17 protein-coding genes are annotated in these 25,197 nt (G+C 39.0%); all 17 read left to right on the top strand.

Annotation, left to right across the window (positions count from 1 at the left end):
- A partial coding sequence (locus tag DXB58_RS24235) for an MFS transporter (protein ID WP_032846669.1) occupies positions 1 to 498 on the top strand: 498 nt, incomplete at its 5' end.
- Positions 499 to 629: 131 nt separating this feature from the next.
- Entirely contained in the window at positions 630 to 1,805 is a 1,176-nt protein-coding gene (locus DXB58_RS24230) for an AGE family epimerase/isomerase (RefSeq protein ID WP_122138521.1), read from the top strand.
- A gap of 31 nt (positions 1,806 to 1,836) precedes the next feature.
- The gene (locus DXB58_RS24225) at positions 1,837 to 4,959 is read left to right on the top strand and encodes a TonB-dependent receptor (protein ID WP_074559356.1); all 3,123 of its coding nucleotides are present in this window, start codon (positions 1,837 to 1,839) and stop codon (positions 4,957 to 4,959) included.
- Between the two features lie 14 nt (positions 4,960 to 4,973).
- The gene (locus tag DXB58_RS24220; RefSeq protein ID WP_122138518.1) at positions 4,974 to 6,614 is read left to right on the top strand and encodes a RagB/SusD family nutrient uptake outer membrane protein; all 1,641 of its coding nucleotides are present in this window, start codon (positions 4,974 to 4,976) and stop codon (positions 6,612 to 6,614) included.
- Positions 6,615 to 6,671: 57 nt separating this feature from the next.
- The gene (locus DXB58_RS24215) at positions 6,672 to 7,013 is read left to right on the top strand and encodes a hypothetical protein (RefSeq protein ID WP_233527357.1); all 342 of its coding nucleotides are present in this window, start codon (positions 6,672 to 6,674) and stop codon (positions 7,011 to 7,013) included.
- 13 nt (positions 7,014 to 7,026) lie between these two features.
- Complete coding sequence (locus DXB58_RS24210; protein WP_122138516.1) at positions 7,027 to 8,325, top strand: DUF5018 domain-containing protein; 1,299 nt, start codon at positions 7,027 to 7,029, stop codon at positions 8,323 to 8,325.
- Positions 8,326 to 8,354: 29 nt separating this feature from the next.
- Positions 8,355 to 9,599: an alpha amylase family protein gene (locus DXB58_RS24205; protein ID WP_081353398.1), complete on the top strand. Its 1,245-nt coding sequence runs from the start codon at positions 8,355 to 8,357 to the stop codon at positions 9,597 to 9,599.
- A 36-nt stretch (positions 9,600 to 9,635) separates the two neighbouring features.
- The gene (locus tag DXB58_RS24200) at positions 9,636 to 10,619 is read left to right on the top strand and encodes a phosphodiester glycosidase family protein (protein WP_195351470.1); all 984 of its coding nucleotides are present in this window, start codon (positions 9,636 to 9,638) and stop codon (positions 10,617 to 10,619) included.
- Positions 10,620 to 10,738: 119 nt separating this feature from the next.
- Positions 10,739 to 12,037, top strand: coding sequence for a family 10 glycosylhydrolase (locus tag DXB58_RS24195; RefSeq protein WP_122138514.1), 1,299 nt, complete (start codon positions 10,739 to 10,741; stop codon positions 12,035 to 12,037).
- Between the two features lie 33 nt (positions 12,038 to 12,070).
- On the top strand, positions 12,071 to 14,044 hold the full coding sequence (locus tag DXB58_RS24190; RefSeq protein ID WP_122138513.1) for a glycoside hydrolase family 97 protein: 1,974 nt from the start codon (positions 12,071 to 12,073) through the stop codon (positions 14,042 to 14,044).
- A gap of 12 nt (positions 14,045 to 14,056) precedes the next feature.
- The gene (locus DXB58_RS24185; protein ID WP_122138512.1) at positions 14,057 to 15,445 is read left to right on the top strand and encodes an SGNH/GDSL hydrolase family protein; all 1,389 of its coding nucleotides are present in this window, start codon (positions 14,057 to 14,059) and stop codon (positions 15,443 to 15,445) included.
- On the top strand, positions 15,442 to 16,914 hold the full coding sequence (locus DXB58_RS24180) for a calcineurin-like phosphoesterase family protein (protein WP_122138511.1): 1,473 nt from the start codon (positions 15,442 to 15,444) through the stop codon (positions 16,912 to 16,914). Before DXB58_RS24185 ends, DXB58_RS24180 begins: the two co-directional genes overlap by 4 nt.
- Positions 16,915 to 16,939: 25 nt before the next feature.
- The gene (locus DXB58_RS24175; protein WP_122138519.1) at positions 16,940 to 18,943 is read left to right on the top strand and encodes a glycoside hydrolase family 97 protein; all 2,004 of its coding nucleotides are present in this window, start codon (positions 16,940 to 16,942) and stop codon (positions 18,941 to 18,943) included.
- 7 nt (positions 18,944 to 18,950) lie between these two features.
- A complete protein-coding gene (locus DXB58_RS24170; protein WP_122138520.1) occupies positions 18,951 to 21,134 on the top strand; it encodes an alpha-N-acetylglucosaminidase in 2,184 nt (727 codons plus the stop codon).
- Positions 21,135 to 21,155: 21 nt separating this feature from the next.
- Positions 21,156 to 22,607, top strand: coding sequence for a calcineurin-like phosphoesterase family protein (locus DXB58_RS24165; RefSeq protein ID WP_122138510.1), 1,452 nt, complete (start codon positions 21,156 to 21,158; stop codon positions 22,605 to 22,607).
- Between the two features lie 4 nt (positions 22,608 to 22,611).
- Positions 22,612 to 24,012, top strand: coding sequence for a DUF5009 domain-containing protein (locus tag DXB58_RS24160; protein ID WP_122138509.1), 1,401 nt, complete (start codon positions 22,612 to 22,614; stop codon positions 24,010 to 24,012).
- Positions 24,013 to 24,030: 18 nt separating this feature from the next.
- Positions 24,031 to 25,101: an SGNH/GDSL hydrolase family protein gene (locus tag DXB58_RS24155; RefSeq protein ID WP_122138508.1), complete on the top strand. Its 1,071-nt coding sequence runs from the start codon at positions 24,031 to 24,033 to the stop codon at positions 25,099 to 25,101.
- The last annotated feature ends 96 nt before the right edge of the window (positions 25,102 to 25,197 follow it).

Here is a 25,197-nt window from a genome sequence, read left to right as displayed (position 1 = left end):
TTTTACCAAGTTCTGGTAGGACTAGTCAACACCTTGACCACTGTTCTGGCTCTTGTCATCATTGATAAGGTAGGCCGCAAGAAGCTGGTTTATTACGGCGTTTCGGGAATGGTTGTTTCTCTGATTCTCATCGGCCTGTACTTCCTCTTCGGAGATTCCCTGGGAGTATCCAGCCTCTTCCTGCTTATTTTCTTCCTGTTTTATGTATTCTGTTGTGCCGTGTCTATCTGCGCTGTGGTGTTCGTGCTCCTCTCGGAGATGTATCCCACCAAGGTTCGCGGACTGGCCATGTCGATAGCAGGATTCGCTCTCTGGATCGGAACGTACCTGATCGGACAGTTGACCCCCTGGATGCTCCAGAACCTTACCCCCGCCGGAACATTCTTCCTGTTCGCCCTCATGTGCGTACCGTATATGCTGATTGTCTGGAAACTCGTGCCGGAGACTACCGGGAAGTCACTGGAGGAGATTGAAAGATATTGGACCCGTTCGGAATAAATATAAAACAGACCTTAATAACAATAAACTAACATCTTATAAATATGGATAGTAAGAACAACATTGGTCATTCAGCGGACATTTCTTTCACTGCTGAATTGCCCATACCAATCTATAATGGAAATAATAGTATGGATTTCGAGAAACTGGCAAGTCTGTACAAGAATGAACTTCTGGACAGTGTCCTCCCTTTCTGGCTTGAACACTCCCAAGACCACGAGTATGGTGGTTACTTCACCTGCCTGGACCGTGAAGGAAAAGTGTTCGATACGGATAAGTTCATCTGGCTGCAATGTCGTGAAGTGTGGATGTTCTCCATGCTTTACAATAAAGTGGAAAAACGCAAGGAATGGCTGGATTGTGCCGTTCAAGGTGGTGAATTTCTAAAAAAATACGGACATGATGGTAACTATAACTGGTATTTTTCCCTTGATCGTTCGGGTAGACCATTGGTAGAACCGTATAATATATTCTCGTATACATTCGCCACCATGGCTTTCGGACAGTTAAGCCTTGCAACCGGTAATCAGGAATATGCTGACATTGCCAAGAAAACTTTCGACATTATCCTTTCCAAAGTAGATAATCCGAAAGGGAAATGGAATAAGCTTCATCCGGGTACCCGTAATCTGAAGAACTTTGCCTTGCCAATGATCCTCTGTAACCTGGCACTGGAGATAGAGCATTTATTGGATGAAACGTATCTGCGGGAAACAATGGATACTTGTATCCATGAAGTGATGGAAGTTTTCTATCGTCCCGAACTCGGAGGTATCATTGTTGAAAACGTGGACATAGACGGTAATCTGGTCGATTGTTTTGAAGGCCGTCAGGTAACTCCGGGGCATGCCATTGAAGCTATGTGGTTTATTATGGATCTGGGCAAGCGTCTGAATCGTCCTGAATTGATAGAGAAAGCCAAAGAGACTACTCTCACGATGCTTAATTATGGCTGGGACAAGCAATATGGGGGTATCTACTATTTTATGGATCGTAACGGTTGTCCTCCCCAACAACTGGAATGGGATCAGAAGCTCTGGTGGGTGCATATCGAGACACTTATTTCTTTGCTGAAAGGCTATCAACTGACCGGAGATAAACGGTGTCTGGAATGGTTTGAAAAGGTACACGACTACACTTGGGAGCATTTCAAGGATAAAGAATATCCTGAATGGTATGGCTACTTGAACCGAAGAGGAGAAGTATTGCTACCACTCAAAGGTGGAAAATGGAAGGGATGTTTCCATGTACCAAGAGGGCTGTATCAGTGCTGGAAAACATTAGAAGATTTGATGAATTATAAATAACTATCTTGTTTTATTAACATTAATATTTAATATGGAGAAACAAATCACATGGAGTATAAGGTTTATAGCCTTATTCATCTGTTCGCTTTCTTTCTTAAACGTTCATGCTCAAAAAAACACGAACGTGAAAGGGACAGTGTATGACTCAAACAATGAGCCGCTTGTCGGTGCTACTGTTAGTGTAAAAGGGAATTCGTCCAACGGTACTATTACCAATATTGACGGACAGTTTAGCCTAAATGTTCAGGATTTAAAATCGACTTTAGTAGTTTCCTTTGTCGGGTACCAGACTCAAGAGGTTGCTTTACATGGTCGTTCAGAAATTACTATTAGACTTCAAGAAGATGCACAAGCATTGGATGAAGTTGTAGTGGTGGGGTATGGAACTCAAAAAAAGAAATTCTTAATAGGTTCCGTTTCTCAAGTAGGCTCTAAAGAGTTGATGATGGCTCCTCAAGCTAACCTTTCTAATATGATGACAGGCAAGTTACCCGGGGTAACGAGTGTTCAACGTTCCGGTCTTCCCGGAAACGACCAGACATCTATCAACATCCGTGGTTTAGGTACTTTTTTAGATTCTAGTCCTCTGATATTAGTGGATGGTGTTGAACGTATGTTGAATACTGTAAATCCTAATGATGTAGAAAACATATCTATTTTGAAAGATGCAGCTACAGCATCCGTTTATGGTTTGGCAGCGGCAAATGGAGTAATCCTGGTAACAACCAAGAAAGGTACTGAAGGTAAAGTAACTCTTTCGTATGACGGTTCTGTTACTTTCCAGAAAAACACAGCCATGCCTGAAATGCTAAATGGCCCTGACTATATTTATTGGTATAATAAGGCTAGTGAACTTGATGGTAATGGGCCATATTATGGAGCTGATATTCAGACGAAAGTGGCTAACAATTATGATCCGGAAGGTAAATATGGAAATACAAACTGGACGAAAGAAGTTTTTAAGGATTATGGCTTCACACATCAACATAATATTTCAGCTTCCGGTGGTAACAAGAATATCCGTTTCTTCACCAGTATAGGTATGTTGGATCAATCCGGTATCATCGAAAATGTGAATTATGATCGTTACAATGTCCGTTCTAACGTAGAAGGTAATATTACCAAAGATTTAACGTTCGAACTTAATATTTCTGGCTTTTATGAAGAAAAGAACTGGCCCGGAATTAGTACAAGCGCACAGGCTGAACAAAACCCCATTCAGCAGGCTGTTTATTCAGCCCCTATTATTCCTATTTATTATCAAGGAGAATATACAGCTTGGATTGGTCCTGGTAGTTCCACCACACAGAGTCCACTCGCTACCTTAAGGAATAGCGGATTTCAGAAAAACCAAAGACATGAGTTTGATGGTACAATGAAAATTAGTTATGCCTTTCCTTGGGTAAAAGGGTTGAAAGCTTCTCTCGGTTTAGTTTATGATACTAGTTATTCGGAAGATAATGGTTTCTTGGTAGGATACAATGTTAATGCTTATAGTGCAGATTCTAAATCATATAATTTAATGCGTGCTTCTTCTACAAGCGAGAAAGGTAATTACACTAAATCTGCATCTTCTTTCAGAAGATTTATGGTCCGCCCGAGTGTGGAGTATGCTAATACCTTTGGCAAGCATGCAGTTTCAGCCCTATTCTTATATGAACAGACACAACTGAAAGGCTCTACAATGACAGGAAAGATGGGCGGCTATAATTTTAATGATCCGGTTGATCTTTCATTAGGTACTGAATTTATATCCAATCCTACAGGTAGTCACAGCGATAAAGCTACCATTGGTTATGTAGGACGTTTCAATTATATTTTCGATAAAAGATATCTTGCAGAATTTGCTTTCCGTGTAGATGGATCCTATAAATTCGCAAAAGATAAAAGATGGGGATTCTTCCCTTCTGTATCTTTGGGATGGGTAATCTCTGAAGAAAACTTCATAAAAAACAATTTCTCTTCTATCAACCTGTTAAAGTTGCGTGCTTCTGTCGGTGAATTGGGTAGTGATAATACAGATGCTTTTTTGCATAGAAGTATTTTTAAGGTAGAGAAGAATGCATATATATTCGGAGGAGTTCCTTATGCAGGATTAGGTGCATCCAACTCTATTACTTCCAGCTTAACCTGGTCTACTACCCGCAGTTACAATATTGGTGCTGACCTGACAATGTGGAATGGATTATTGGGAGTAGAATTCGATTTATTTTATAAGCTGACAAAAGATATACAAGAAAGCCGGAGTGGTGGTTTCCCTCCTTCATTAGGTGGAAATTATGCTCAAAAAGGAAATACGGGTAAGATCGACAATCGCGGTTTTGAATTGGTATTGAAGCACCAAAACCACGTTAATGATTTTTATTATAGTATAACCGGTAGTGTAGCGTGGGCTAGAAATAAAGTTCTGTCGCGGATTGAAAGTGAAAGTACTCCTTGGTACCGGACAAACATAGGTGAACCTTTAGGACAAATTTATGGCTATAAAGCTATAGGCTTATATCAAACACAAGAGCAATTGGATAACCGTCCTTTTGTTGGTAATGGAGTTCAACGTTTAGGTGATATCATGTATGAGGATATCAATGGAGATGGTAAAATTACACAGGATGGGGATAAAGTTAAAATCGGCCACAGCACTTTGCCAGAGTTAAACTACTCTCTGTCTATGGACTTCAACTGGAAAGGGTTCAATTTGAGTGCATTATGGCAAGGAGCTGCTATTGTTAGTTATACGTTGAATGGTACTTATAATCATGGTTCAATGGACAATACGGTCTATACACGACCATTCTACTCGGGAGGAAATGCTCCTTATTATCTGGTAGAAGATTCATGGACACCGGAAAATACTAGCGCCCGTTATCCCAGATTAAGTGCCATTCATAACGGAAATAATGCATATACCTCTTCTTGGTGGTTGGTAAATGGTAATTTCCTGCGTTTGAAGAATTTACAGTTTGGTTACACAATTCCTAAAAAAATACTTGCGAAAGCCAATATTGGACTATCTAACGTTCGTGTATATGTAGCAGGCACCAATCTGTTTACTTTCACAGAATTTAAATATTGCGACCCTGAAATGGCTATTATAAATAATGGTTATTATCCCCAACAAAAGAATTATAGTGTTGGATTAAATATCACATTCTAATTAAATCAATAATTATGAAAATAAAAAGATTATATCTATTAGGGATAGGGCTGATGTTTACGTCACAGTTTCTAACCTCGTGCCATGATTTGTTGGAGAAAGATCCCACAGACTCATATTCAGAAACAGTAGCCTGGAGCTCGGAATCTTCTTTAGATATGTATGTGACTTACTTATATAAGCCTCTCAATGGCTTATCCAACTTTTCTTCTTTATCCTTAACCGATGGATATACAGATTTAGTTAAGTATGGAAATGGAGTTCCACAAACATGGAGTGCTCATAACAAGATTCTATTGCAGCAAAACACAATAACATCAGATAATAATCCGATGTCATCGTGGGGACTTTATACTGACATATTTAGAGAAAATGTATTTTTGCGTGATGCTGGTATCTATGGAAGTAAGTTTAGTGAAGATTTTCTCAATACTCGTATTGCTGAAATTCGTTTTATTCGCGCTGTGAATTATGCACGTATGATTAGAATTTTCGGAGGAGTTATTCTTCGTGACGAAACAAATGGAGTTGATTCAGAAGGGGAAAAAGCAAAAGCAAGAGCAACTGAAGCCGAATCATGGGATTTTGTTCTAAAGGATTTGGAATTCGCAGCCAAACACCTTCCGAAAGAATGGGACAGCAAATGGGATGGGCGTTTGACTAAAGGAGCAGCGTATGCCTATATGTGTCGTACAGCACTCTTTGCGAAACGTTGGGATATTGCTATTACCGCTGCTGATGAGATTAAAAAGCTCAATAAGTATGACTTAATGGATGAATATAAAGATGTATTTAAAGTGGCAGGTAATAAAGAAATTATTTTCTCCATAGCATACAAAATTCCAGATATGCCCCATTATTTCGATCGCTATTTTGCTCCTGACGGTAAACAAGGGATAAGAAGAGCTGTCCCGACAAGTGAACTGGTTGATTCTTATGATATGGCTGACGGAACTCCTTTCTCGTGGAGCGGCTCCATGGCCAAAGATCCTTATGTAGGTCGTGAACCTCGTTTCTATGCATCCATTATATATAATGGGGCTACTTGGAAAGAAAAGACTATTTATACCTATGTAGACGCAGAAAACGGTTTTGCTGCTTACAGAGATAACATGAATCCGGGAGAAAAACAAACTGTTACCGGATATTTCATCAGAAAATATCTACAAGAAAACAATACCGAATTTGATGATAAGGGAAGCGATCAGTTTTGGATTGAAATGCGTTATGCGGAGGTTTTGTTAAATCTGGCTGAAGCTCTGGCAGAACAGGATTATGCTAAAAATCAGGATGATGCCCTGGAAGCTCTCAATGAAGTAAGAAGACGTGTTGACCTACCGGACCGTACAACACAGGAAGCACCGGATAAAGACTCATTTATGAAACTATTACGTAAGGAACGTATTTGTGAATTGGCCTTTGAAGGATTCCGTTATTGGGATTTACGCAGATGGCGTTTGGCTGGCGAAGTTATTGATGGAAAACAGGCACATGGAACAAAAATAACCAAAAAAGATGATAGTTCTTATACTTATGAACAAGTGTCATGTGACGACAATATAAACCGCTTCTTTCCAGAACGCTATTACTTGTTACCTATTCCTGTAGATGAATTACAGAATAATCCGTTATGTGAGAATAATGCTCCTTGGTAATATTAAAAGATTATTATAGTTATGAAAAATTTCAAAGTAATTACATACATCATATTAATGATAGCATTTAGCTTTTCCTTTTCTTCTTGTGAAAAGCATGATGATATCCATTATCATTCTGATTGTGATATCATATCCATTATGGTTCGTGCTAATTCTCCGGAAGATGGTACTACTTATGATGGGGTCATATCAGAGAATGGAAATATAACTTTCGAACTTCCGGCAAAAGTGAAATTGAGCGAATTATATGTAACAGCCAATTTGCCTGTAGCAGCATTTGCTTATCCTTCATTGACTGGTGCTAAAGATTTATCTACTCCATTTAAACTAACTATTGTAGCAGGTGATGGAACGCAAAAGGAGTATACTTTGATTGCTAAACACCTAAATAACTAAAAAAGTAGATGTTATGAAAATAAAATATCATAATTGGCTTCAAGTTGCTGTCATGGCAACAATGGTTGCATTTTCCGCATGCTCGGATGATCCAACATTATACTCTGACACTGATATAACCGGATTCAAAGTTAGATTGGGCGAGGGTAATTATAAACAGGGTACCGTTAAGGATGGTAACATTATTGAATTTAAAATTACTCCGGACTTAGATTTGAGCAAACTCAATGGAGTTACTTGTTCTTTCTTTATCTCTCCATATGCAACAGTTACACCTACCCCCGATGTACCTCAAGATTTTTCAAAAGATGTACATTACACAGTGAAGGCGCAAAATGGCACAACCACTGACTGGACCGTAAAATGGACTTATGGCGGAAAAGTAAATGATGGAGAAGGTTTTGAATATTTTTTCAAAAAATGGGAAATTAGTGTACCCACTCCATCTAATAAAAACAAAGATGGTTTCGGTGCAGTGTTTGGTAATTATATAATAGATACCCAATTTAATTTCTATGATAAATATACAGGGCAGAAAGTAGATAAGACTTTGAATGTGACAGGAATAGACGCTTCTTTGTGCCAGTTAGTCAATGATGACGCTGGTAATTTGATCGGTGTAGTAAAAAATGTAGGGTTATACAGATGGACTACTGTTGAGGGAGCTCCACAAAAGGTTGCTAATGTAACTCCCGGAGCAAATAAAGTTTCTGCAATCGGTGATATTGACAAAGTGGGATATGTTTATGATTCTAAACCTGATGGTGTAGGTACACATGCAGTTTACAAATTTGAGAATGGTACATATACAGGCACTTCAACCTTGGTTACTGGTCGTCCCAGTAATGATAGTAACTGGCGACAGATTGTGGCTGTACTCGGCGTGTCGGATAACCCACCATTTTACGTAATAGACGCAGTGAATGCCGGAGGTGTAATGGGACCGGAAATCGGTTATAAAGCAAATACGGCAGGGGCATTTAGCAGCATCACAGGTCCATATATAGACATGTGGAATAAGAAAGGATACGCTGGCTGGGGAAACCATGTACTTATTTCCGGTAGAGGTATTCCATTCAATGGCAGATGGTACGGAGCAACCATAACTTGTGGTTGGGGCTGGGTTGGACTGCACCTGCTAGACCCGTCTAGTAATCATTCATTACCTATCACAGAAACAATTGAGCCATGGACTACCAACTCTTGTATCTGGACTACTTGTTCACCAAGTGATGACGGAGAATCATTATATCTCTATTACGGTTATGGTGTAGGTATTCGTTGTTATGAACTTACAAAATACGAGAAATAGGCATACTCCTAATTATATAGAATTGAAATATGTTGAATAAAAGCATTATATCGTTTTTTCTATTGTTATTTGCTACCTGTTCCTTTGCCGGGAACAGGGGCAAAGAACAACCTAAATACCTTTGGTTTGATGCAGAAGCTAATTTTGAACGCTTTGCCTCTAAAGATTCTATTTCTTACTATTTGGAAAAAGCCAAATCAGTAGGATTCAATCAAGTAGTAGTAGACGTCAAACCTATATACGGGGAAGTACTGTATAAAAGTAAAATTCTACCTCCACTTACAACAGTGAATGGTAAAGTAATTCATCGTGACTGGGATTACCTGCAGTATTTTATCAATGAAGCTCGTCGGTTAGGATTAAAAGTCACTGTTTCTACTGCAATGTTTCCGTCCGGACACCCCGCTACCCGCGAAGGTCTGGTCTATGATGAGTCACGTTGGAATGGGAAAACATGCTTGGAATACACACCTGACGGAAAGATGCTTGACATCAGAGAGGATAAGAAAAAAGTAGGAGCTTTTTTAAATCCGGTTCGTAAAGATGTCCGCAAATTTGCTTTAAGTATTGTTCGTGAAATAGTGAAAAACTATGATGTTGATGCTTATGCATTAGATTATTGCCGATATCCAGGAGATGATAGTGACTTCTCTGCTGATAGTCATAAAGCTTTTGAACATTACTTAGGGAAAAAAGTCCGGAACTTTCCAGGCGATATTTTCACTTGGAATGCCGATGGAACGAAAAATCCTGGAATTTATTATAAAGAATGGTGGGCATTCCGGGCTAATGTTATCACTAGTTTTGTGAAAGAGGTACGTAAAGAAATTCATTCTATCAATAATAAAGTAGAGCTAGAGTATTGGGCCGCTTCCTGGATTCATGGTATTTATGGACAAGGGCAGAATTGGGCCAGTCCAAAATCTGATTTCTCATTAAATTATCCGTGGGGATCGGAAGCCTACAATGAATCAGGATTTGCACCTTATCTGGATACCTTCTTATGTGGAACGTATTTAGAGCGTATCTATGGCATGGATGATCCGGAATCTATAGAGTATGGTATTGCCCGTGCACAGAGATTGGTTGGTAATGATTGCAAAGTATTCGGAACGATATATGCTTTAAATCATAAAACCAATATAGCCGATGCAGTAAGTCTTTGTCTTGAGAAATCGGAAGGATTGATGATATTCGACATAGTACAGGTTATTGAAATGAATCTGTGGGATGATATCCAAAAAGGTATAGAACGTGCGGAAGCACAGAGATAACTAGAAATAAATATTTACGATTAAATCGATATGATAATGAAAAATATATCAAAATATTGGCTTCTTTTCATGATTGCCGCCATGTCTGCGACAAGTTGTTCAGATGATGATAATGAAAAGGTGGTAATGCCGGATCCTGATCCGACAACATTAGGCTGGGTTAAACAGACAACAGAGTTTGGCACATTACCTGAATACATAAGTGTATACAAATCTCCGTCAGAACTGGAAGGCATGAAAGCCATAGCTTTTATTGCTGTTGCGGATATGTCAAAAGCTAATTTTGCGACTATAGGAGACCAGATATATTCTAAGACTCCCAATCAAATCTGGCAAGCAGAACAACAAAAATATCCGATAATTATGAATGGTGGATATTTTGTAATGGGAGCCGGTAAGTCTGTCAGTCTGCTATGTCGTGAAGGAGAGGTTTTAGCTGTGAACTCGCAGGAGGAAATACGTTCTCAAAAGAGTTATTATCCTACACGAGGTATCTTTCAGCTGTCAAAGAATGGCTATTTCTCCACAGATTGGGCTTATACAACAACTGATGGTGTGACATATACCTATGAACAGCCTTCTCCCAATAAATCCGGTTATGAGCCTCAACCTGTACCTTCGGCTTATTTCCCAACGAGAGGCGTGAAATTAAATGCAGAAACGGCGATTGGAGGTGGACCGATCCTGTTGAAAGACGGAAGTGTGAGAAATACTTTTATTGAAGAACTTTTTGATGAAGAAAGTGGAGTTGCTCCCGAAAGTTATCATCCAAGAACCGCTATCGGAGTAACAGCCAATAATAAGGTGATATTTTTTGTTTGTGAAGGCCGCAGTGTAACGGAAGGTGTAAAAGGTATGAATATGGCTATGATGGCTAATGTCCTGAAGAGCTTAGGTTGTGTAGATGCTATGAATCTTGATGGTGGTGGTTCAACTTGTATGTTGGTCAACGGTCAACCGGTGATAAAGCCAAGTGCTGGTGCCCAACGTGCTATAACTACGGCAGTAGCTTTAAAATAACGGTCGAAAGATTTTTAGGATAACAAATTTATTTTATTTAGCTTTCTTATTATTCTCGATTTCAGACTGTATTTTTTTCTAAATATCAGCCTGAAGTCGGGAAATAAAAACAATAAAGTATGAAATACATTCCAAGCATTTTATTATTCTTTTTTCTTCTATCATTTAGTAGTTGTTCTACAAAGACTGTAGAATCCGAGCTTCCCGAGCCAAATCCTCCCACTCCTGTCATTCCGGAAGAACCAACTCCTGAAAAAGAAAAAATGCTATGGTTTGATGCAGAAGCAAATTTTGAACGTTTCTCAAAAAAAGAGAATATCACATATTATCTTGATCTCGCCAAATCAACAGGTTTTAATAAAATTGTAGTCGATGTGCGTCCTGTACAAGGCGATGCCCTGTTTAAAAGTTCTTATTTAACCTCATTGACCGATCTTGCCGGTACACATATCGAAAGAGATTGGGATTATCTTCAATTTTTTATTGATGAGGCTCATAAACGTGAACTTAAAGTTACGGTCTCTGCTACTATATTTACGGCAGGCCTACCTTCTTCTAAAAATGGTATGGCGTACCGTGATGATACATGGGATGGAAAAACTTGTTTGGAATATACCAAAGATCAGGGTTTGATAGATATTAAGGACGATAAAACAAAAGTCTCCGCCTTTTTAAACCCAGTTTTACCGGAAGTACAAGACTTTTGTCTGAATTTTATAAAAGAGTTAGTTACAAATTACAATTTTGATGGTTTTGCCTTAGACTATTGCCGTTATCCGGGAGATGAAAGTGATTTTTCGGAGGCAACAAAAACGGCTTTCGAACAATACATCGGAAAGCAATTAGATCGGTTCCCGGATGATATTTTCATTTGGAATACAGATGGCACTAAACGGACAGGGACTTATTATAAGAAATGGTGGGAGTTCCGCTCTATGGTCATACGTAATTTTGTAGAACGGGTGCGCACAGAAATTAAAAACATTAGACCGGATATTCAATTAGAATATTGGGCTGCCTCATGGATTCATGCTATTTATGGGCAAGGACAAAATTGGGCATCCACCGAATACGATTTTTCCAAAGAATACAGTTGGGCTTCACCTGAATATAAAAATACAGGTTTTGCCGGATTGTTAGACACTTTTCTATGTGGAACTTATTTAACCAAAATATTTGGATTGAACGATCCCGAATCCATAGAATATGGTATAGCGCGTGCACAACGCATTGTTCATGGAACATGTAAAGTCTATGGCACTTTGTATGCTTTAAATCATAAGGACAATATAGCAGATGCTGTTTATGTCTGTCTTTCCCAATCCGAAGGATTAATGGTGTTTGACATTGTACAAGTAATAGAATTCAATCAGTGGGCAGCCATTAAGGAAGGAATTCAACGAGCAGAGAGTCTTTAAATAGCGAATATTCAATAAAATATAATATATAAAATGAAACGAGTACTTATATTATTACACATTATTCTATGCACATGCATAGTAACTCAAGCCAAAAACTACACTGTAAGTTCACCGGATGGAAAAATCAAGGTGACGGTAACAGCCGGAAAACTATTAAGTTGGAGTATTGATTACAATGGTGAACGTATACTAAATCCCAGTCTGATGCAGATGGATATTGAAGGGCAGACTGAACAACCGGGAGTAAATCCGAAAGTAATAAAAGCTAAAACACTCAAAGTAAATTCGGAGCAAACAGCTGTCATTCCACTTAAACAAAGAATTATCAAAGATCAATATAACCAGTTAACTCTGACTTGTAAAGGTAACTACGCAATAGTCTTCAGAGTATATAACAATGGAGCCGCTTATCGTTTTGAGACTTCATTAAAGCAACCTAAAGTTATTATTAATACTGAAACCATCGAACAGAACTGGACTGAAGGGTGTAAGCTATATTGGCCAAGAGAAAAGAATCAAGAATATCTCACACACTGCGAAGCCATTTTTGATGAATTAAACATCTCCTCGCTCACTAAGGATATGAAAGGCTATCTACCCATTTATCTCTCTACCCCTAAAGGAACGAAAGTTGTTATTATGGAATCCGATCTTTTCGATTATCCCAATCTATTTTTGACAGGTGATCGTAATAACACGCTGTCCGGTGAATTTCCTCCTGTAGTTTTAAAAAGTGCCTTAAAGGAAGGTGCCGACCGTGACGAAGTATTATTGGAGAAAGCCTCTTACATTGCTGAAACTGAAGGAACAAGAACTTTCCCTTGGCGTGTGTTAATGATTAACGAAGACGACAAAGCGGTAATTGAAAATAACTTAGTGTATCAATTAGCCTCTCCATCTGTTACTCAAGACACAGACTGGATAAAACCCGGAAAGATTTCTTGGGATTGGTGGAGTACACTGAACGTATACGGGGTAGATTTTAAGGCAGGTGTGAATACTGATACCTATAAATATTTCATTGATTTCGCTTCAAAATACGGAATTGAATATATTTTATTAGATGAAGGCTGGTCAGCCGGAACCTGGAATATTAAGGAGCCAATACCCGGATTGGATATACCGGAACTGGTACGATATGGAAAGGAAAGAAATGTTGGTCTTGTATTATGGACCTTATGGAACCCACTTGATAAAGAATTGGACGAAATTCTGGATGTTTATGAAAAATGGGGAATCAAAGGTATAAAAGTAGATTTTATGCAACGTTCGGATCAATATATGGTTAATTTCTACGAACGGGTAGGAAAAGCCGCAATGGACCGTAAATTACTCGTTGATTTCCATGGATCTTTCAAACCTTCCGGTTTGCAGAAGAAATATCCCAATGTGATGACTTTTGAAGGTGTACTGGGATTAGAGCACGATAAGGATTCAAGAGATATTAATCCGGTACATGACTTGATTCTTCCATTTACAAGAATGGTAGCCGGTCCGATGGATTATACTCCCGGTGCAGTAAACAATGCAACAGCAGAAGACTTTTACATCAATTTCGTACATCCGATCAGTTTAGGTACACGCGCCCATCAGGCAGCTTTATATGTAGTGTATGAAAGCCCGTTACAAATGTTAGCAGATTCTCCCTCAAATTATTATAAAGCTCCAGAATTTGCCTCTTTTATCTCCCGTATACCTACCATTTGGGAAGATACTAAAGCTATAACAGCTAAAATCGGAGAACAATTAGTTATTGCCCGCAAGAATGGTAAGAATTGGTATTTGGCAGGTTTAACAGACTGGAATGCCCGTAACATTGAAGTGAAACTGGATTTTCTTGAAGCATCCAAATATAAAATGGAAATTTTCAAAGACGGTGTGAATGCAGATGTTTACGCCTCGGATTTTAAAACAGAAGAGGTAATGGTTTCAAAAGATGAACTAATTAACATCACCATGGCTAAAGGTGGCGGTTGGGCAGCAATTCTTACTCCAGTTGAATAAAAAGGTTTAGTAATGAAGAAAATACTATTTATATTATATACCTGTTGCATTTTATCGTTTCCTGTACGTGCGCAGCAAATTCCGTCATTTAAAGCAAATGACAGAATTGTTTTTCTTGGAAATAGTATAACGGAAGGAGGGCATTATCATTCTTATATATGGCTGTATTACATGACGCACTTCCCCAATTTACCTCTTCGTATGTATAATGGAGGAATCGGTGGTGATTGTGTGAGCCACATGGTTTATCGTTTCGATTCAGATATTAAAATCAAAAAGCCGACCTATCTGATCTGTTCTTTCGGGATGAATGATTCCGGATTCGACGGATATAATAAGCCCGGATATGATAAGTATGCGAATCAGCAGGTAGAGTATGCTCACACAGAGTTTGAAAAACTGCAACGGCAGATTCTTGCTGACAAAAAAATAAAAAGCGTAGTACTTCTAGGCTCTCCTCCCTATGATGAGAATGTGAAATTGAAAGGAGTAGAAGCTCTACACGGAAAGAATGAGACGATCAAACGAATTATTGAAATGCAGGCAGAAGTTGCCCAAAAGAGAGGATGGGGATTTGTCAATTTCAATACTGTGATGTGCGGGTTGAATAAGCAGATTCAGCTATCTGATTCTACAGCTACTTTCTGTGGCGGTGACCGGATTCATCCTGATAAAGACGGTCATATGGTAATGGCGTACTTATTCCTGAAAGCACAGGGACTTGCAGGACAGGAAATCGCCTCTTTCCAAATCAATGCCACTAACAGGAAAGCAATGGAAGAGCGAAATTGCCGAATATCTCATATAAAGAATGAGAATGACACAATATTTTTCAGATATTTATCCCGTTCATTGCCTTTCCCTATCGACACGATTCCTCGCTGGGGAACGAAAGGTACAGCCCGGGATGCTATCAGACAAATTCCCTTTATACAGGAAATGAACCAGGAAATAATGAAAGTAACTGATTTGCATGGCATTTTCCGGGTAACTATTGATGGAATAGAAATTGGCTGTTGGAGTGGCGACGAATTGAGTAAAGGAGTTAATCTGGCAGAAATAACATGTACACCCCAATACCAACAGAGTCTGTCTATCATGCATCTGAATGAAGAAAGGTGTGCTATAGAAAAACGTTTACGTCAATATATGGCTATGCAGTATGTCTTTTTTAAGCATAGAGGATTACTTTTTGCAGATAATAAAGCCGCTCTTGATGTTGCCAAAGCGGAACGGGAAAGTCATTACCTGGTGAAGTATTTATATACCAATTATACTCAAGCCATGTTTCCGCAGATACGTGAAGCCTGGCAGGCTGAAATAAACCAGTTGATAACTCAAATATATAAAATAAACAAGCCTCTTACGCGTTTGATTAAAATAGAAAGGATTAAAGAATGAAATTAAGACTATTATTACTTTTATGCCTGTTCCAATGGAGTTTTTCCTGTTTTAGTATACAGGCTGAAACTACTCCCGTAGTCTATTACGGGAAAGTACTGTCCGGAGGTAAGGGAGTTGCTAACGTACCTGTGACAGATGGTACGCAGATTGTCCTTACAGATAATAAAGGACGATACTCCATGACAAGTACCTCTGATGCAGAATACATCTATATTACCCTTCCTGATGGTTATGACGTTCCGATGAAAGGTAAAGTCCCTGTATTCTTTCAAAAAGTACCTGCTCAACCTTCAAAGAAAGTACATTTTGATTTTGAGCTGACACAATCATCTACGAATAACCAAAAGCATGTTTTGGTTGTATGGGCTGACCCACAAGTGTATTTTGACGAAGAAATGCCACAAGTACGGGAGGCCTCAAAAGATGTGAAAGAACTGTTGGCAACTAGCTATCAGGGAATCCCTGCGTATGGAATAGTGTGTGGAGATATTATTGGTGATATCAATAAAAAGCCCAGCTATTTTGCACCCATGATAGATGTAATAGCCGAAACGGAAATTCCCTTCTTCTATGTAATTGGAAATCATGACTTAGATTTAAATGTACGTTCCAATGAACATGCACGTACTACTTATAAATCTTATTATGGTCCTACTTACTATTCATTCAATAGAGGAAATGTGCATTATGTTGTTCTCGATGATATTTTCTTTATTGCAAAAAGCTATTTGTATGTTGGTTATCTTACCGAACAACAACTCCAGTGGTTGGAACAGGATTTGAAACAAGTTACTCCGGGATCCACAGTAGTAGTTGCTACACATATCCCTACCTATTCAAGAGAAGCACGCCGAAAGGAATGGGGAAAGGAGTCTACTATGAAAGTAATGAATAACCGCTCTCATTTGTATGAGTTGCTAAAACCTTACAATGCTCATATCATGTCAGGACATGAACACTATAATGAAAATTATGTGTTGGCAGACAATCTTTACGAACACGTGCACGCCCCCTTGTCAACATTGTTTTGGCAAGCTCCCTGGGCTTGTGATGGAACTCCGGGCGGATATGCCGTCTACGAGTTTGACGGAGGTAAAGTTAACTGGTATTACAAATGTGTAGGAAAAGATAAGGACTATCAATTTGAACTTTATCCGGTAGGTGCCAGTCGAAATAAAAAGGAAGCAGTGGTGGCAAATGTCTGGAATTACGACCCAACCTGGAAAGTGAAATGGTATGAAAACGGTATTGACAGAGGAGAAATGACTCGTTTTTCCGGATACGACCCTGCTATTTATGAATACTGTGATAAAAACAGTTCTACATTTAAGCATAAGTATTTGGGAGCAGACATTACTGAACACTTATTTTATGCGGTTCCTGAAATGAAGGATTCCGAAATACGTGTAGAAGTTACAGATCATTGCGGTAATGTATATACCCGTAAAATGCAGCAACCTAAATAAGCAAAAACATAAAAAAGGAAAGAAAATGAATCGACTAACTGCATTAAGAAAAGTGTTTTATATTGTGGGAATCACCAGCTTCCTTTCAGCTTGTAACCAAACTGATAATCTGGTACTAAAGTCCCCGGATGGTAAGATACAACTAACAGTCACAGAGAATGATAATACAATATCATACGCAGTAAATAAAGAGAATGAAACCATGATACTCCCTTCTAAATTAGGGTTTATCCTGGAACATGGAGATAGCTTAAACTATTTTGTAATTAAAGGCACCGAACGTTCCTCCTTGGACGAAACTTGGGAACAACCTTGGGGAGAGAGCCGATATGTACGTAACCACTATAATGAATTGAAAGTACTACTTCAAGAGGTAGCAGGAAAACGTAAACTTAATGTAATATTCCGTCTCTTTAATGATGGTATCGGATATCGTTATGAGTTTCCGCAACAGGAATCCATGGATTCATTAGTTATTATGAGCGAAGCAACAGAGTTTAAAATGCCGCGTATACATAAAGCTTGGTGGATTCCCGCATCCGATCCATATTATGAATGTATAGCAACATTCTCTTCCATAAATGAACTGGATACTGTACGCACTCCTCTAACAATGGAAACTGCAGAAGGAAAGTATCTTGCCATTCACGAAGCTAACCTGACAGATTATCCCAAAATGAATCTGACAGTCAAGGATTCTGCCACACTCTGCGCTTCATTAGTTCCTTGGTCTAATGGAGTAGCAGTATACATCAAAGCTCCATTTGTTACCCCTTGGAGAACAGTTGTTATTGGTGATAAACCGGGTGATCTGGTTACATCTTATTTGATGTTGAATCTCAACGAACCCTCCAAAATCAAAGATACTTCCTGGATAAAGCCAGGGAAATACATCGGTATATGGTGGGAAATGCATTTGGGTAAAGGAACATGGTATTATGGTCCCAAACACAGTGCTACCACTGCTAATACAAAGAAATATATAGACTTTGCATCGGAAAATGGTATCTCCGGTGTGTTAGTAGAAGGATGGAATGTCGGCTGGGAAGGAAACTGGATGAAACACGGGGATTCTTTAGACTTCACCAAACCTTATCCGGATTTTGATATTAAGGCAATCACTGATTATGCCCGTGAGAAAGGCGTAGAACTGATTGGACACCATGAAACTGCAGCTGCTACCCGCAACTACGAGAACCAACTGGATAAAGCCTTCGCTTTCTATCAACAATATGGAGTGCATGTCGTGAAAACCGGATATGTGAATCGCCTAATGGACTTTAAAGAAGCGCACGACGGTCAGTATGGTGTACGTCACTATCGGAAAGTGATAGAAACTGCTGCCAAATATCAAATAGCTATTGACAACCACGAGCCTGTTATGCCTACCGGTATTGAGCGCACATGGCCTAATCTTATGACCCAGGAAGGCGTGCGCGGACAGGAACACAATGCATGGTCTCCCGATGGAGGAAATCCGCCGGAACATACAACTGTTATTCCTTTTACCAGAGGATTAGCCGGCCCCATGGACTTCACATTCGGAACTTTCAACTTTACTAACGAAGCATATCCGGGGACTCGTGTCAATACTACACTTTGCAAGCAATTAGCGCTATTTGTCGTGATCTACAGCCCCTTACAAATGGCCTCGGATTTACCAGAAAACTACAAAGGCATCAAAGCGTTCGATTTCATTAAGGATGTACCTACCGACTGGGATAAAACTTATGTGGTAGATGCCAAAATTGGTGATTATTCCGTGTTTGCGCGGAAAGACCGTAACACCAGCGATTGGTATGTAGGCTGCATCACAGATGAAAATGCAAGAGAGTTGGATGCTCCTTTGAGCTTTTTGGATGCGGATGCGAAGTATACTGCTCAAATATATGCTGACGGTGACGATGCGGAATGGAAAACGAATCCGACTTCTTTCAAGTATGAAGAGAAAATAGTAACAGCTTCTGACACGCTTCATGTCAAACTGGCAACAAGCGGTGGATGTGCTATTCGTTTTATCAAACAGTAATATGATTATGAAGAAAATACTAAGTATACTCCTTTTTCTAGTTGTTGTCTGCCAAATACGTGCGGAAGATGCTAATATCACTACCATGTATAAAATGACACAACGGTTGTTTCCTCAACAGGCTTCATCTTTTGATTTCCGTCTGTTGAATAATACTTCAGCAGACACTTTTACCATCAAAAGTGAAGGGAATAAAATTATTATTTCCGGAAATAACGCTAACTCTATGGCAGTAGGTTTGAATCATTATTTGAAAAACTACTGTCTGACCACTATTTCATGGTATAAGGATGATCCGATAGAATTACCTAAAACTCTCCCTTCCATATCAACAGAAGTCACTATTAAGGCAAATGTCCCGACCCGTTTCTTTCTAAACTATTGTACGTTCGGGTATTCAATGACTTGGTGGAAATGGAGTGATTGGGAACATTTTATCGACTGGATGGCTTTAAATGGAATCAATATGCCTCTTGCTATTACCGGTCAGGAAGCTATCTGGTATAAAGTCTGGAGTAAACTGGGATTGACAGATGAAGAAATACGGGGATACTTTACAGGTCCTGCACATCTTCCATGGCATCGAATGTGTAACTTGGATGGCTGGCAAAGTCCTTTACCTAAAGAGTGGTTGTCAAGTCAGGCAGCGTTGCAGGAACAGATTGTTGCCCGTGAACGTGAATTTAATATGCGACCTGTATTGCCGGCTTTTGCCGGGCATGTACCGGCAGCATTGAAACGGGTTTATCCCAATATAAAAACAACCAGAGTAAGCGAATGGGGAGGTTTTGCCGATCAATATCGTTGTACTTTCCTGAATCCCATGGATTCTTTGTATGCGATCATACAAAAAGAATATCTTACCGAACAGATTCGTTTATATGGTACAAACCATATCTATGGCATCGATCCGTTCAATGAAATAGATCCTCCTTCATGGGATGCCGATTCTTTGGGAATGATGGCTAAGCATATCTATGAATCTGTAGCTGCTGTAGATCCTGAAGCGGTATGGTTGCAGATGACATGGCTGTTTTATGCTGACATCAAGCATTGGACCACTCCACGTATCAAATCCTATCTTCGTTCTGTGCCTCAAGACAGGTTGATTCTATTAGACTATTTCTGTGAATATACAGAAATCTGGAAACAGACAGACAGTTATTTCGGTCAACCTTATCTTTGGTGTTATCTGGGTAATTTTGGTGGCAATTCCTTTCTGTCAGGTCCGGTAAATTTGGTGAGCGAACGATTGGCAGATGCTTTAAAGAATGGCGGCAGTAATCTTAAAGGAGTAGGTTCCACTCTCGAAGGCATAGACCTGAATCAGTTTATGTATGAATTTGTTCTTGACAAAGCATGGAATGGAGGTCAGACAGATAAAGAATGGTTCTTTAAACTGGCAGACAGACGAATTGGCAAGATATCTCCTGAAGCGAGAAAAGCATGGGAAATACTAGCAAATAAAGTGTACGTCCAACCAGCACAAGTGGGACAAGGCACACTCACCAATGCGCGCCCCTGTTTGAAAGGAAATGGACATTGGACTACCAAACCAACGATTGAATATCAACCAAAAGATTTAGTTGAAGCATGGAGATTGCTATTATCTGTAAAAGACTGTCAACGGGATAGTTATGAGTTTGATCTGGTCAATATTGGACGACAAGTTTTAGGAAATTATTTTAATGTAGTCCGTGATGAGTTCACCCTTGCATATGAAGCGGGAGATATACCGATGATGAAAAACCGGGGGAATAAGATGAGAGAGATTCTTGCTGACCTTGATAAACTCGTTAGCTGTCATCCAACTTTCTCATTGCATAAATGGATCACTGATGCTCGTGATATGGGACATGATACCGCTTCTAAAAACTATTATGAAATGAATGCCCGTTCTCTGATTACCATTTGGGGAGATAGCTATCACCTGACCGACTATGCTAATCGATCATGGGCAGGTCTAACCAATCAATATTATTCTGTTCGGTGGGATCGTTTTATAAATAAAGCAATCGAGGCTGCTGAAAAGAAGAAGAATTTTGATGAAGAAGAATTCTTTAATCAATCACGGATTTATGAAAACGAATGGGTAAATCCTAGCAACAGAATCAGCTACAACGAAGGCGGTGACGGAATAAAACTAGCCCGCCAAATCTATAAAAAATACGCAAAAGAAATCATTCGATAAAATTATAAAGTATACCTCAATATGAGAACGAATAAGCTACACTTGTTTTTATTTCTTTTAATGTGTTTCTGCCTGAACCTTTCAGTTCAGGCAGAAGCCTCTATCAACATTATCAAGGGGAAAGTTACCTGCGAAGGTAAAGGAATAGGGGGAGTAATGGTTACCGACGGCCATATATGTGTGCAGACCGACGCTTCCGGGAAATATAGTATCCCCACTTTGGGAGACAGTCGTTTTGTGTATATTTGTACTCCTTCAGGCTATCTGACAGAGCGGAAAGGAACTATCCCTTCTTTCTATCTACCTATTGATTATTCTAAAAAGCAAAACTATAATTTTAATCTGAAGAAGAATCCCAGAGATGATGTTTCCCATGTCTTTGTAGCTCAATCTGATATACAGGTTACTTCCAGAGATGAACTGGCTATTTATCAACATGTAGTCGACGATTGCAAACAACTTCTCTCTTCTTATGCAACAACAGAAGTTTTTGGAATTGACTGTGGAGACATTGTAGGCGATCATCAAGAATTATATCCCGATTATTTGAAAAGATCCGATCAATTGGATATACCTATTTATCGTGCAGTGGGCAATCATGATATGAATTATGACGGTCGCACTCACGAAACTTCTTACAAGACTTTTGAAAATACTTTTGGTCCTTCTTACTATTCCTTCAATAAAGGGAATGCTCATTATATTGTAGTAGATAACAACTTCTTTATCGGACGTGATTATTTCTATATGGGTTATCTGGATGAGAAAACATTTGCATGGCTTGATCGGGATTTATCATACGTACCGAAAGGGTCACTCGTATTCTTTATTATGCATATCCCTTCCCGCCAAACAGAAAAACAAGAAGCTTTTTTATATAATTATGATATGATTGGTAATCAGATGGTCAATGCAGGTGCACTGCATCAGATATTGAAACCCTACAAGGCACATCTTATCACAGGACATACTCATTACAATCTTAATGTCGTATTCGATGAGAATCTGATGGAACATAATACGGCTGCTGTTTGTGGTACGTGGTGGAAAGCGGATATTTGTCTGGATGGTACTCCACGTGGTTATGGCGTATATGAAGTAAATGATAACGATGTAAAATGGTATTACAAAAGTTGCGGATATCCCAAAGAACATCAATTTCGTTCTTATCCTGTAGGAGCTTCTAAGGAACATCCGTCAGATATTATTGCTAATGTATGGAACTGGGATAAACTGTGGAAAGTGGAATGGCTGGAAGACGGTCAGTTGATGGGAAATATGACACGATATACTGGTTTAGATCCATACGCAGCAGTAGTATGTTCGGACCGGGAAAAGATGGTATATACATGGATTACCCCAAGACCTACCCAACATATGTTTCGGGCAACTCCTAAAAATAAAGATGCTCATATAACGGTTAAAGTAACCGACCGTTTTGGCAAAGAATATATTCAAACAATCAATCCATAGATATATGAATAAACGTGCTTATGCTTTAGATGCCCTACGAGGCTATGCTATCATCACGATGGTACTTTCGGCAACTGTTGCATGGAATTCTCTACCCGGGTGGATGTATCACGCACAAACTCCTCCTCCGGACAGAGCTTTCGATGCCAGTTTATCGGGAATTACTTGGGTGGATCTTGTTTTTCCATTCTTCTTGTTTGCAATGGGCGCAGCTTTCCCTTTCTCAATCAAAAAAAGATTTGAGAAAGGGGATACTAAGTTGCGATTGGTATATGAAGCTATCAAGCGAGGTGTGCAATTGACTTTCTTTGCTATTTTTATTCAACATTTTTATCCGCATGTTTTGAGTAATCCACAGGACATACGTGCCTGGTTATTGTCCATTCTTTGTTTTATTATACTATTTCCTATGTTCATTCGCATCCCTCTGAAAATGCCCGATTGGATGCGTACAGTTATCAAGGTAACGGCCTATGTAATAGCCATTGTCTTGTTACTGACAACTCAATATGCAAATGAAAGAGCTTTTGATGTATCATTCAACAACATAATCATATTACTGCTGGCAAATATGGCTGTTTTTGGTTCGGTCATATATATTTTCACAATGCAAAATCTCCGGGCACGAATAGGTGTATTACTAATATTGATGGCTTTGTTGTTAAGTGGACAGGTCGAGAATTCCTGGACACAAGCTATATACACCTACACACCTCTACCTTGGGCTTTTCATTTTGAGTATTTACAATATCTCCTTATCGTGATTCCGGGAAGCATCGCCGGAGAGTATTTGATGGACTGGCTGAAGCAGCACGATGATTCGTCTATTGAATTTACAAATAAATGGAAAGCTATCGTAATGATTCTTTTGACATTAGCTATAATTATTGTAAATTTGGCAGGACTTTATACACATTGTACAGTCTTGAACCTGATAATAAATATTCCGTTGCTGATAAGTGGAGTCTTTTTATTGAGAAAGGGCACAGGATTTATAAAGCTTTGGAGAGAACTTTTTATAGCCGGAGCTTTCTTAGTTGTTTTGGGATTATGCTTTGAACCTTTTCAGGGAGGTATAAAAAAAAATCCCGCCACTTTGGGTTATTTATTTCTCACTTCAGGTCTGGCATTTATGGCTTTATTGCTTTTAAATGTGATATGTGATTATTTTCGTTGTGTAAAGAGTACCCGTTTTCTTGTAATGCCCGGACAAAATCCCATGATGGCCTATGTAGTAGGAGATCTGTTGATTATGCCTGTGATCCATTTATTAGGAATTGCATCATTGCTTGTTTATTTCAATGAAAATGCATGGATGGGATTTTTACGGGGGGTAGTATTAACGGCATTATCAGTATTGGTAACTATGTTCTTTACCCGGATAAAATGCTTTTGGAGAACTTGAAACAATAATATTCAAAATATGAAAAGAAGAATTTGTGTTTTTATAATGCTTTTTTTGATGTGTCATATATATGCCCAACTGGTATATCATGATGCATCAAAGTTCCCTTTATTAGGAAAAGCCACCGAAGCCACCGGAGCACGATATGAAAGACTTCCGGATTCATTGAAGAATATCTCCCGTGCTCCGTTATGGAATTTAAGTCGTAATTCTGCCGGAATGGCGATACGTTTTCGCAGTAATTCTACCACGATAGCTGCAAAATGGGAAGCTCTTATCAATTTTCATATGAATCACATGACTGATACAGGTGCAAAAGGCTTAGACCTTTATTGTCTTCAGAAGAATGGGGAGTGGCGTTTTGTAAACAGTGGTCGTCCGAATGGAAAAACAAATCAAGCAACAATCATTGCTAACATGCAACCGGAAGAGAGAGAATATATGCTTTATCTTCCTCTTTATGACGGTTTGGTTTCCCTATCTATAGGGATTGATTCGTTAGCTACTATCGATCAGCCTTTAATTGATTATCCAATTCGCCAGAAGCCGGTTGTATTTTATGGAACCAGTATTCTTCAAGGAGGTTGTGCTTCACGTCCAGGAATGGCACATACAAACATTATATCAAGAAGATTAAATCGTGAATGTATCAATCTGGGATTCAGTGGAAATGCATTGCTAGATTTAGAAGTTGCCAAAGTAATAGCCGAGGTAGATGCCAGCGTTTTTGTTTTGGACTTTGTGCCTAATGCTTCTGTAGAACAGATGAAAGAACGTATGGAAACATTCTATCACATCATTCGTAGTAAACATCCGGATACGCCAATCATTTTTATAGAAGATCCTATCTTCACTCATACACTTTATGATGAAAGAATTGCTAAGGAGGTACAAAGAAAGAATGATACGCTAAAGGAGATATTCAACCGACTAAAAAAGAAAAATGAGAAAAATATCATTTTAATCTCCTCAAAGAATATGCTGGGAGAAGATGGAGAAGCCACAATTGATGGTATTCATTTCACAGATTTAGGCATGATGAGATATGCTGATCTTGTCTGTCCAATCATTAAAAAAGCAATCAAATAAAATAGTGACGCTATCGGCTTGGTATAGCGTCGCTATATGAAGCTTATAGCAACGCTATCCTGTTGACATAGCGTCACTATTTTAAGACTCTTAATA

This window comes from Bacteroides sp. OM05-10AA, assembly GCF_003439055.1.
In the GTDB taxonomy this organism is placed as follows: domain Bacteria; phylum Bacteroidota; class Bacteroidia; order Bacteroidales; family Bacteroidaceae; genus Bacteroides; species Bacteroides intestinigallinarum.
The sequence above is the reverse complement of the archived record's forward strand: the minus strand, read 5'-3'. Positions and strand labels throughout refer to the sequence as shown.

What these genes read in the sequence shown, in the direction of transcription:
- DXB58_RS24230 (WP_122138521.1), top strand. Translation starts at nt 630, where the DNA reads ATGGATTTCGAGAAACTGGCAAGTCTGTACAAGAATGAACTTCTGGAC.
- DXB58_RS24225 (WP_074559356.1), top strand. Translation starts at nt 1,837, where the DNA reads ATGGAGAAACAAATCACATGGAGTATAAGGTTTATAGCCTTATTCATC.
- DXB58_RS24220 (WP_122138518.1), top strand. Translation starts at nt 4,974, where the DNA reads ATGAAAATAAAAAGATTATATCTATTAGGGATAGGGCTGATGTTTACG.
- DXB58_RS24215 (WP_233527357.1), top strand. Translation starts at nt 6,672, where the DNA reads ATGATAGCATTTAGCTTTTCCTTTTCTTCTTGTGAAAAGCATGATGAT.
- DXB58_RS24210 (WP_122138516.1), top strand. Translation starts at nt 7,027, where the DNA reads ATGAAAATAAAATATCATAATTGGCTTCAAGTTGCTGTCATGGCAACA.
- DXB58_RS24205 (WP_081353398.1), top strand. Translation starts at nt 8,355, where the DNA reads ATGTTGAATAAAAGCATTATATCGTTTTTTCTATTGTTATTTGCTACC.
- DXB58_RS24200 (WP_195351470.1), top strand. Translation starts at nt 9,636, where the DNA reads ATGAAAAATATATCAAAATATTGGCTTCTTTTCATGATTGCCGCCATG.
- DXB58_RS24195 (WP_122138514.1), top strand. Translation starts at nt 10,739, where the DNA reads ATGAAATACATTCCAAGCATTTTATTATTCTTTTTTCTTCTATCATTT.
- DXB58_RS24190 (WP_122138513.1), top strand. Translation starts at nt 12,071, where the DNA reads ATGAAACGAGTACTTATATTATTACACATTATTCTATGCACATGCATA.
- DXB58_RS24185 (WP_122138512.1), top strand. Translation starts at nt 14,057, where the DNA reads ATGAAGAAAATACTATTTATATTATATACCTGTTGCATTTTATCGTTT.
- DXB58_RS24180 (WP_122138511.1), top strand. Translation starts at nt 15,442, where the DNA reads ATGAAATTAAGACTATTATTACTTTTATGCCTGTTCCAATGGAGTTTT.
- DXB58_RS24175 (WP_122138519.1), top strand. Translation starts at nt 16,940, where the DNA reads ATGAATCGACTAACTGCATTAAGAAAAGTGTTTTATATTGTGGGAATC.
- DXB58_RS24170 (WP_122138520.1), top strand. Translation starts at nt 18,951, where the DNA reads ATGAAGAAAATACTAAGTATACTCCTTTTTCTAGTTGTTGTCTGCCAA.
- DXB58_RS24165 (WP_122138510.1), top strand. Translation starts at nt 21,156, where the DNA reads ATGAGAACGAATAAGCTACACTTGTTTTTATTTCTTTTAATGTGTTTC.
- DXB58_RS24160 (WP_122138509.1), top strand. Translation starts at nt 22,612, where the DNA reads ATGAATAAACGTGCTTATGCTTTAGATGCCCTACGAGGCTATGCTATC.
- DXB58_RS24155 (WP_122138508.1), top strand. Translation starts at nt 24,031, where the DNA reads ATGAAAAGAAGAATTTGTGTTTTTATAATGCTTTTTTTGATGTGTCAT.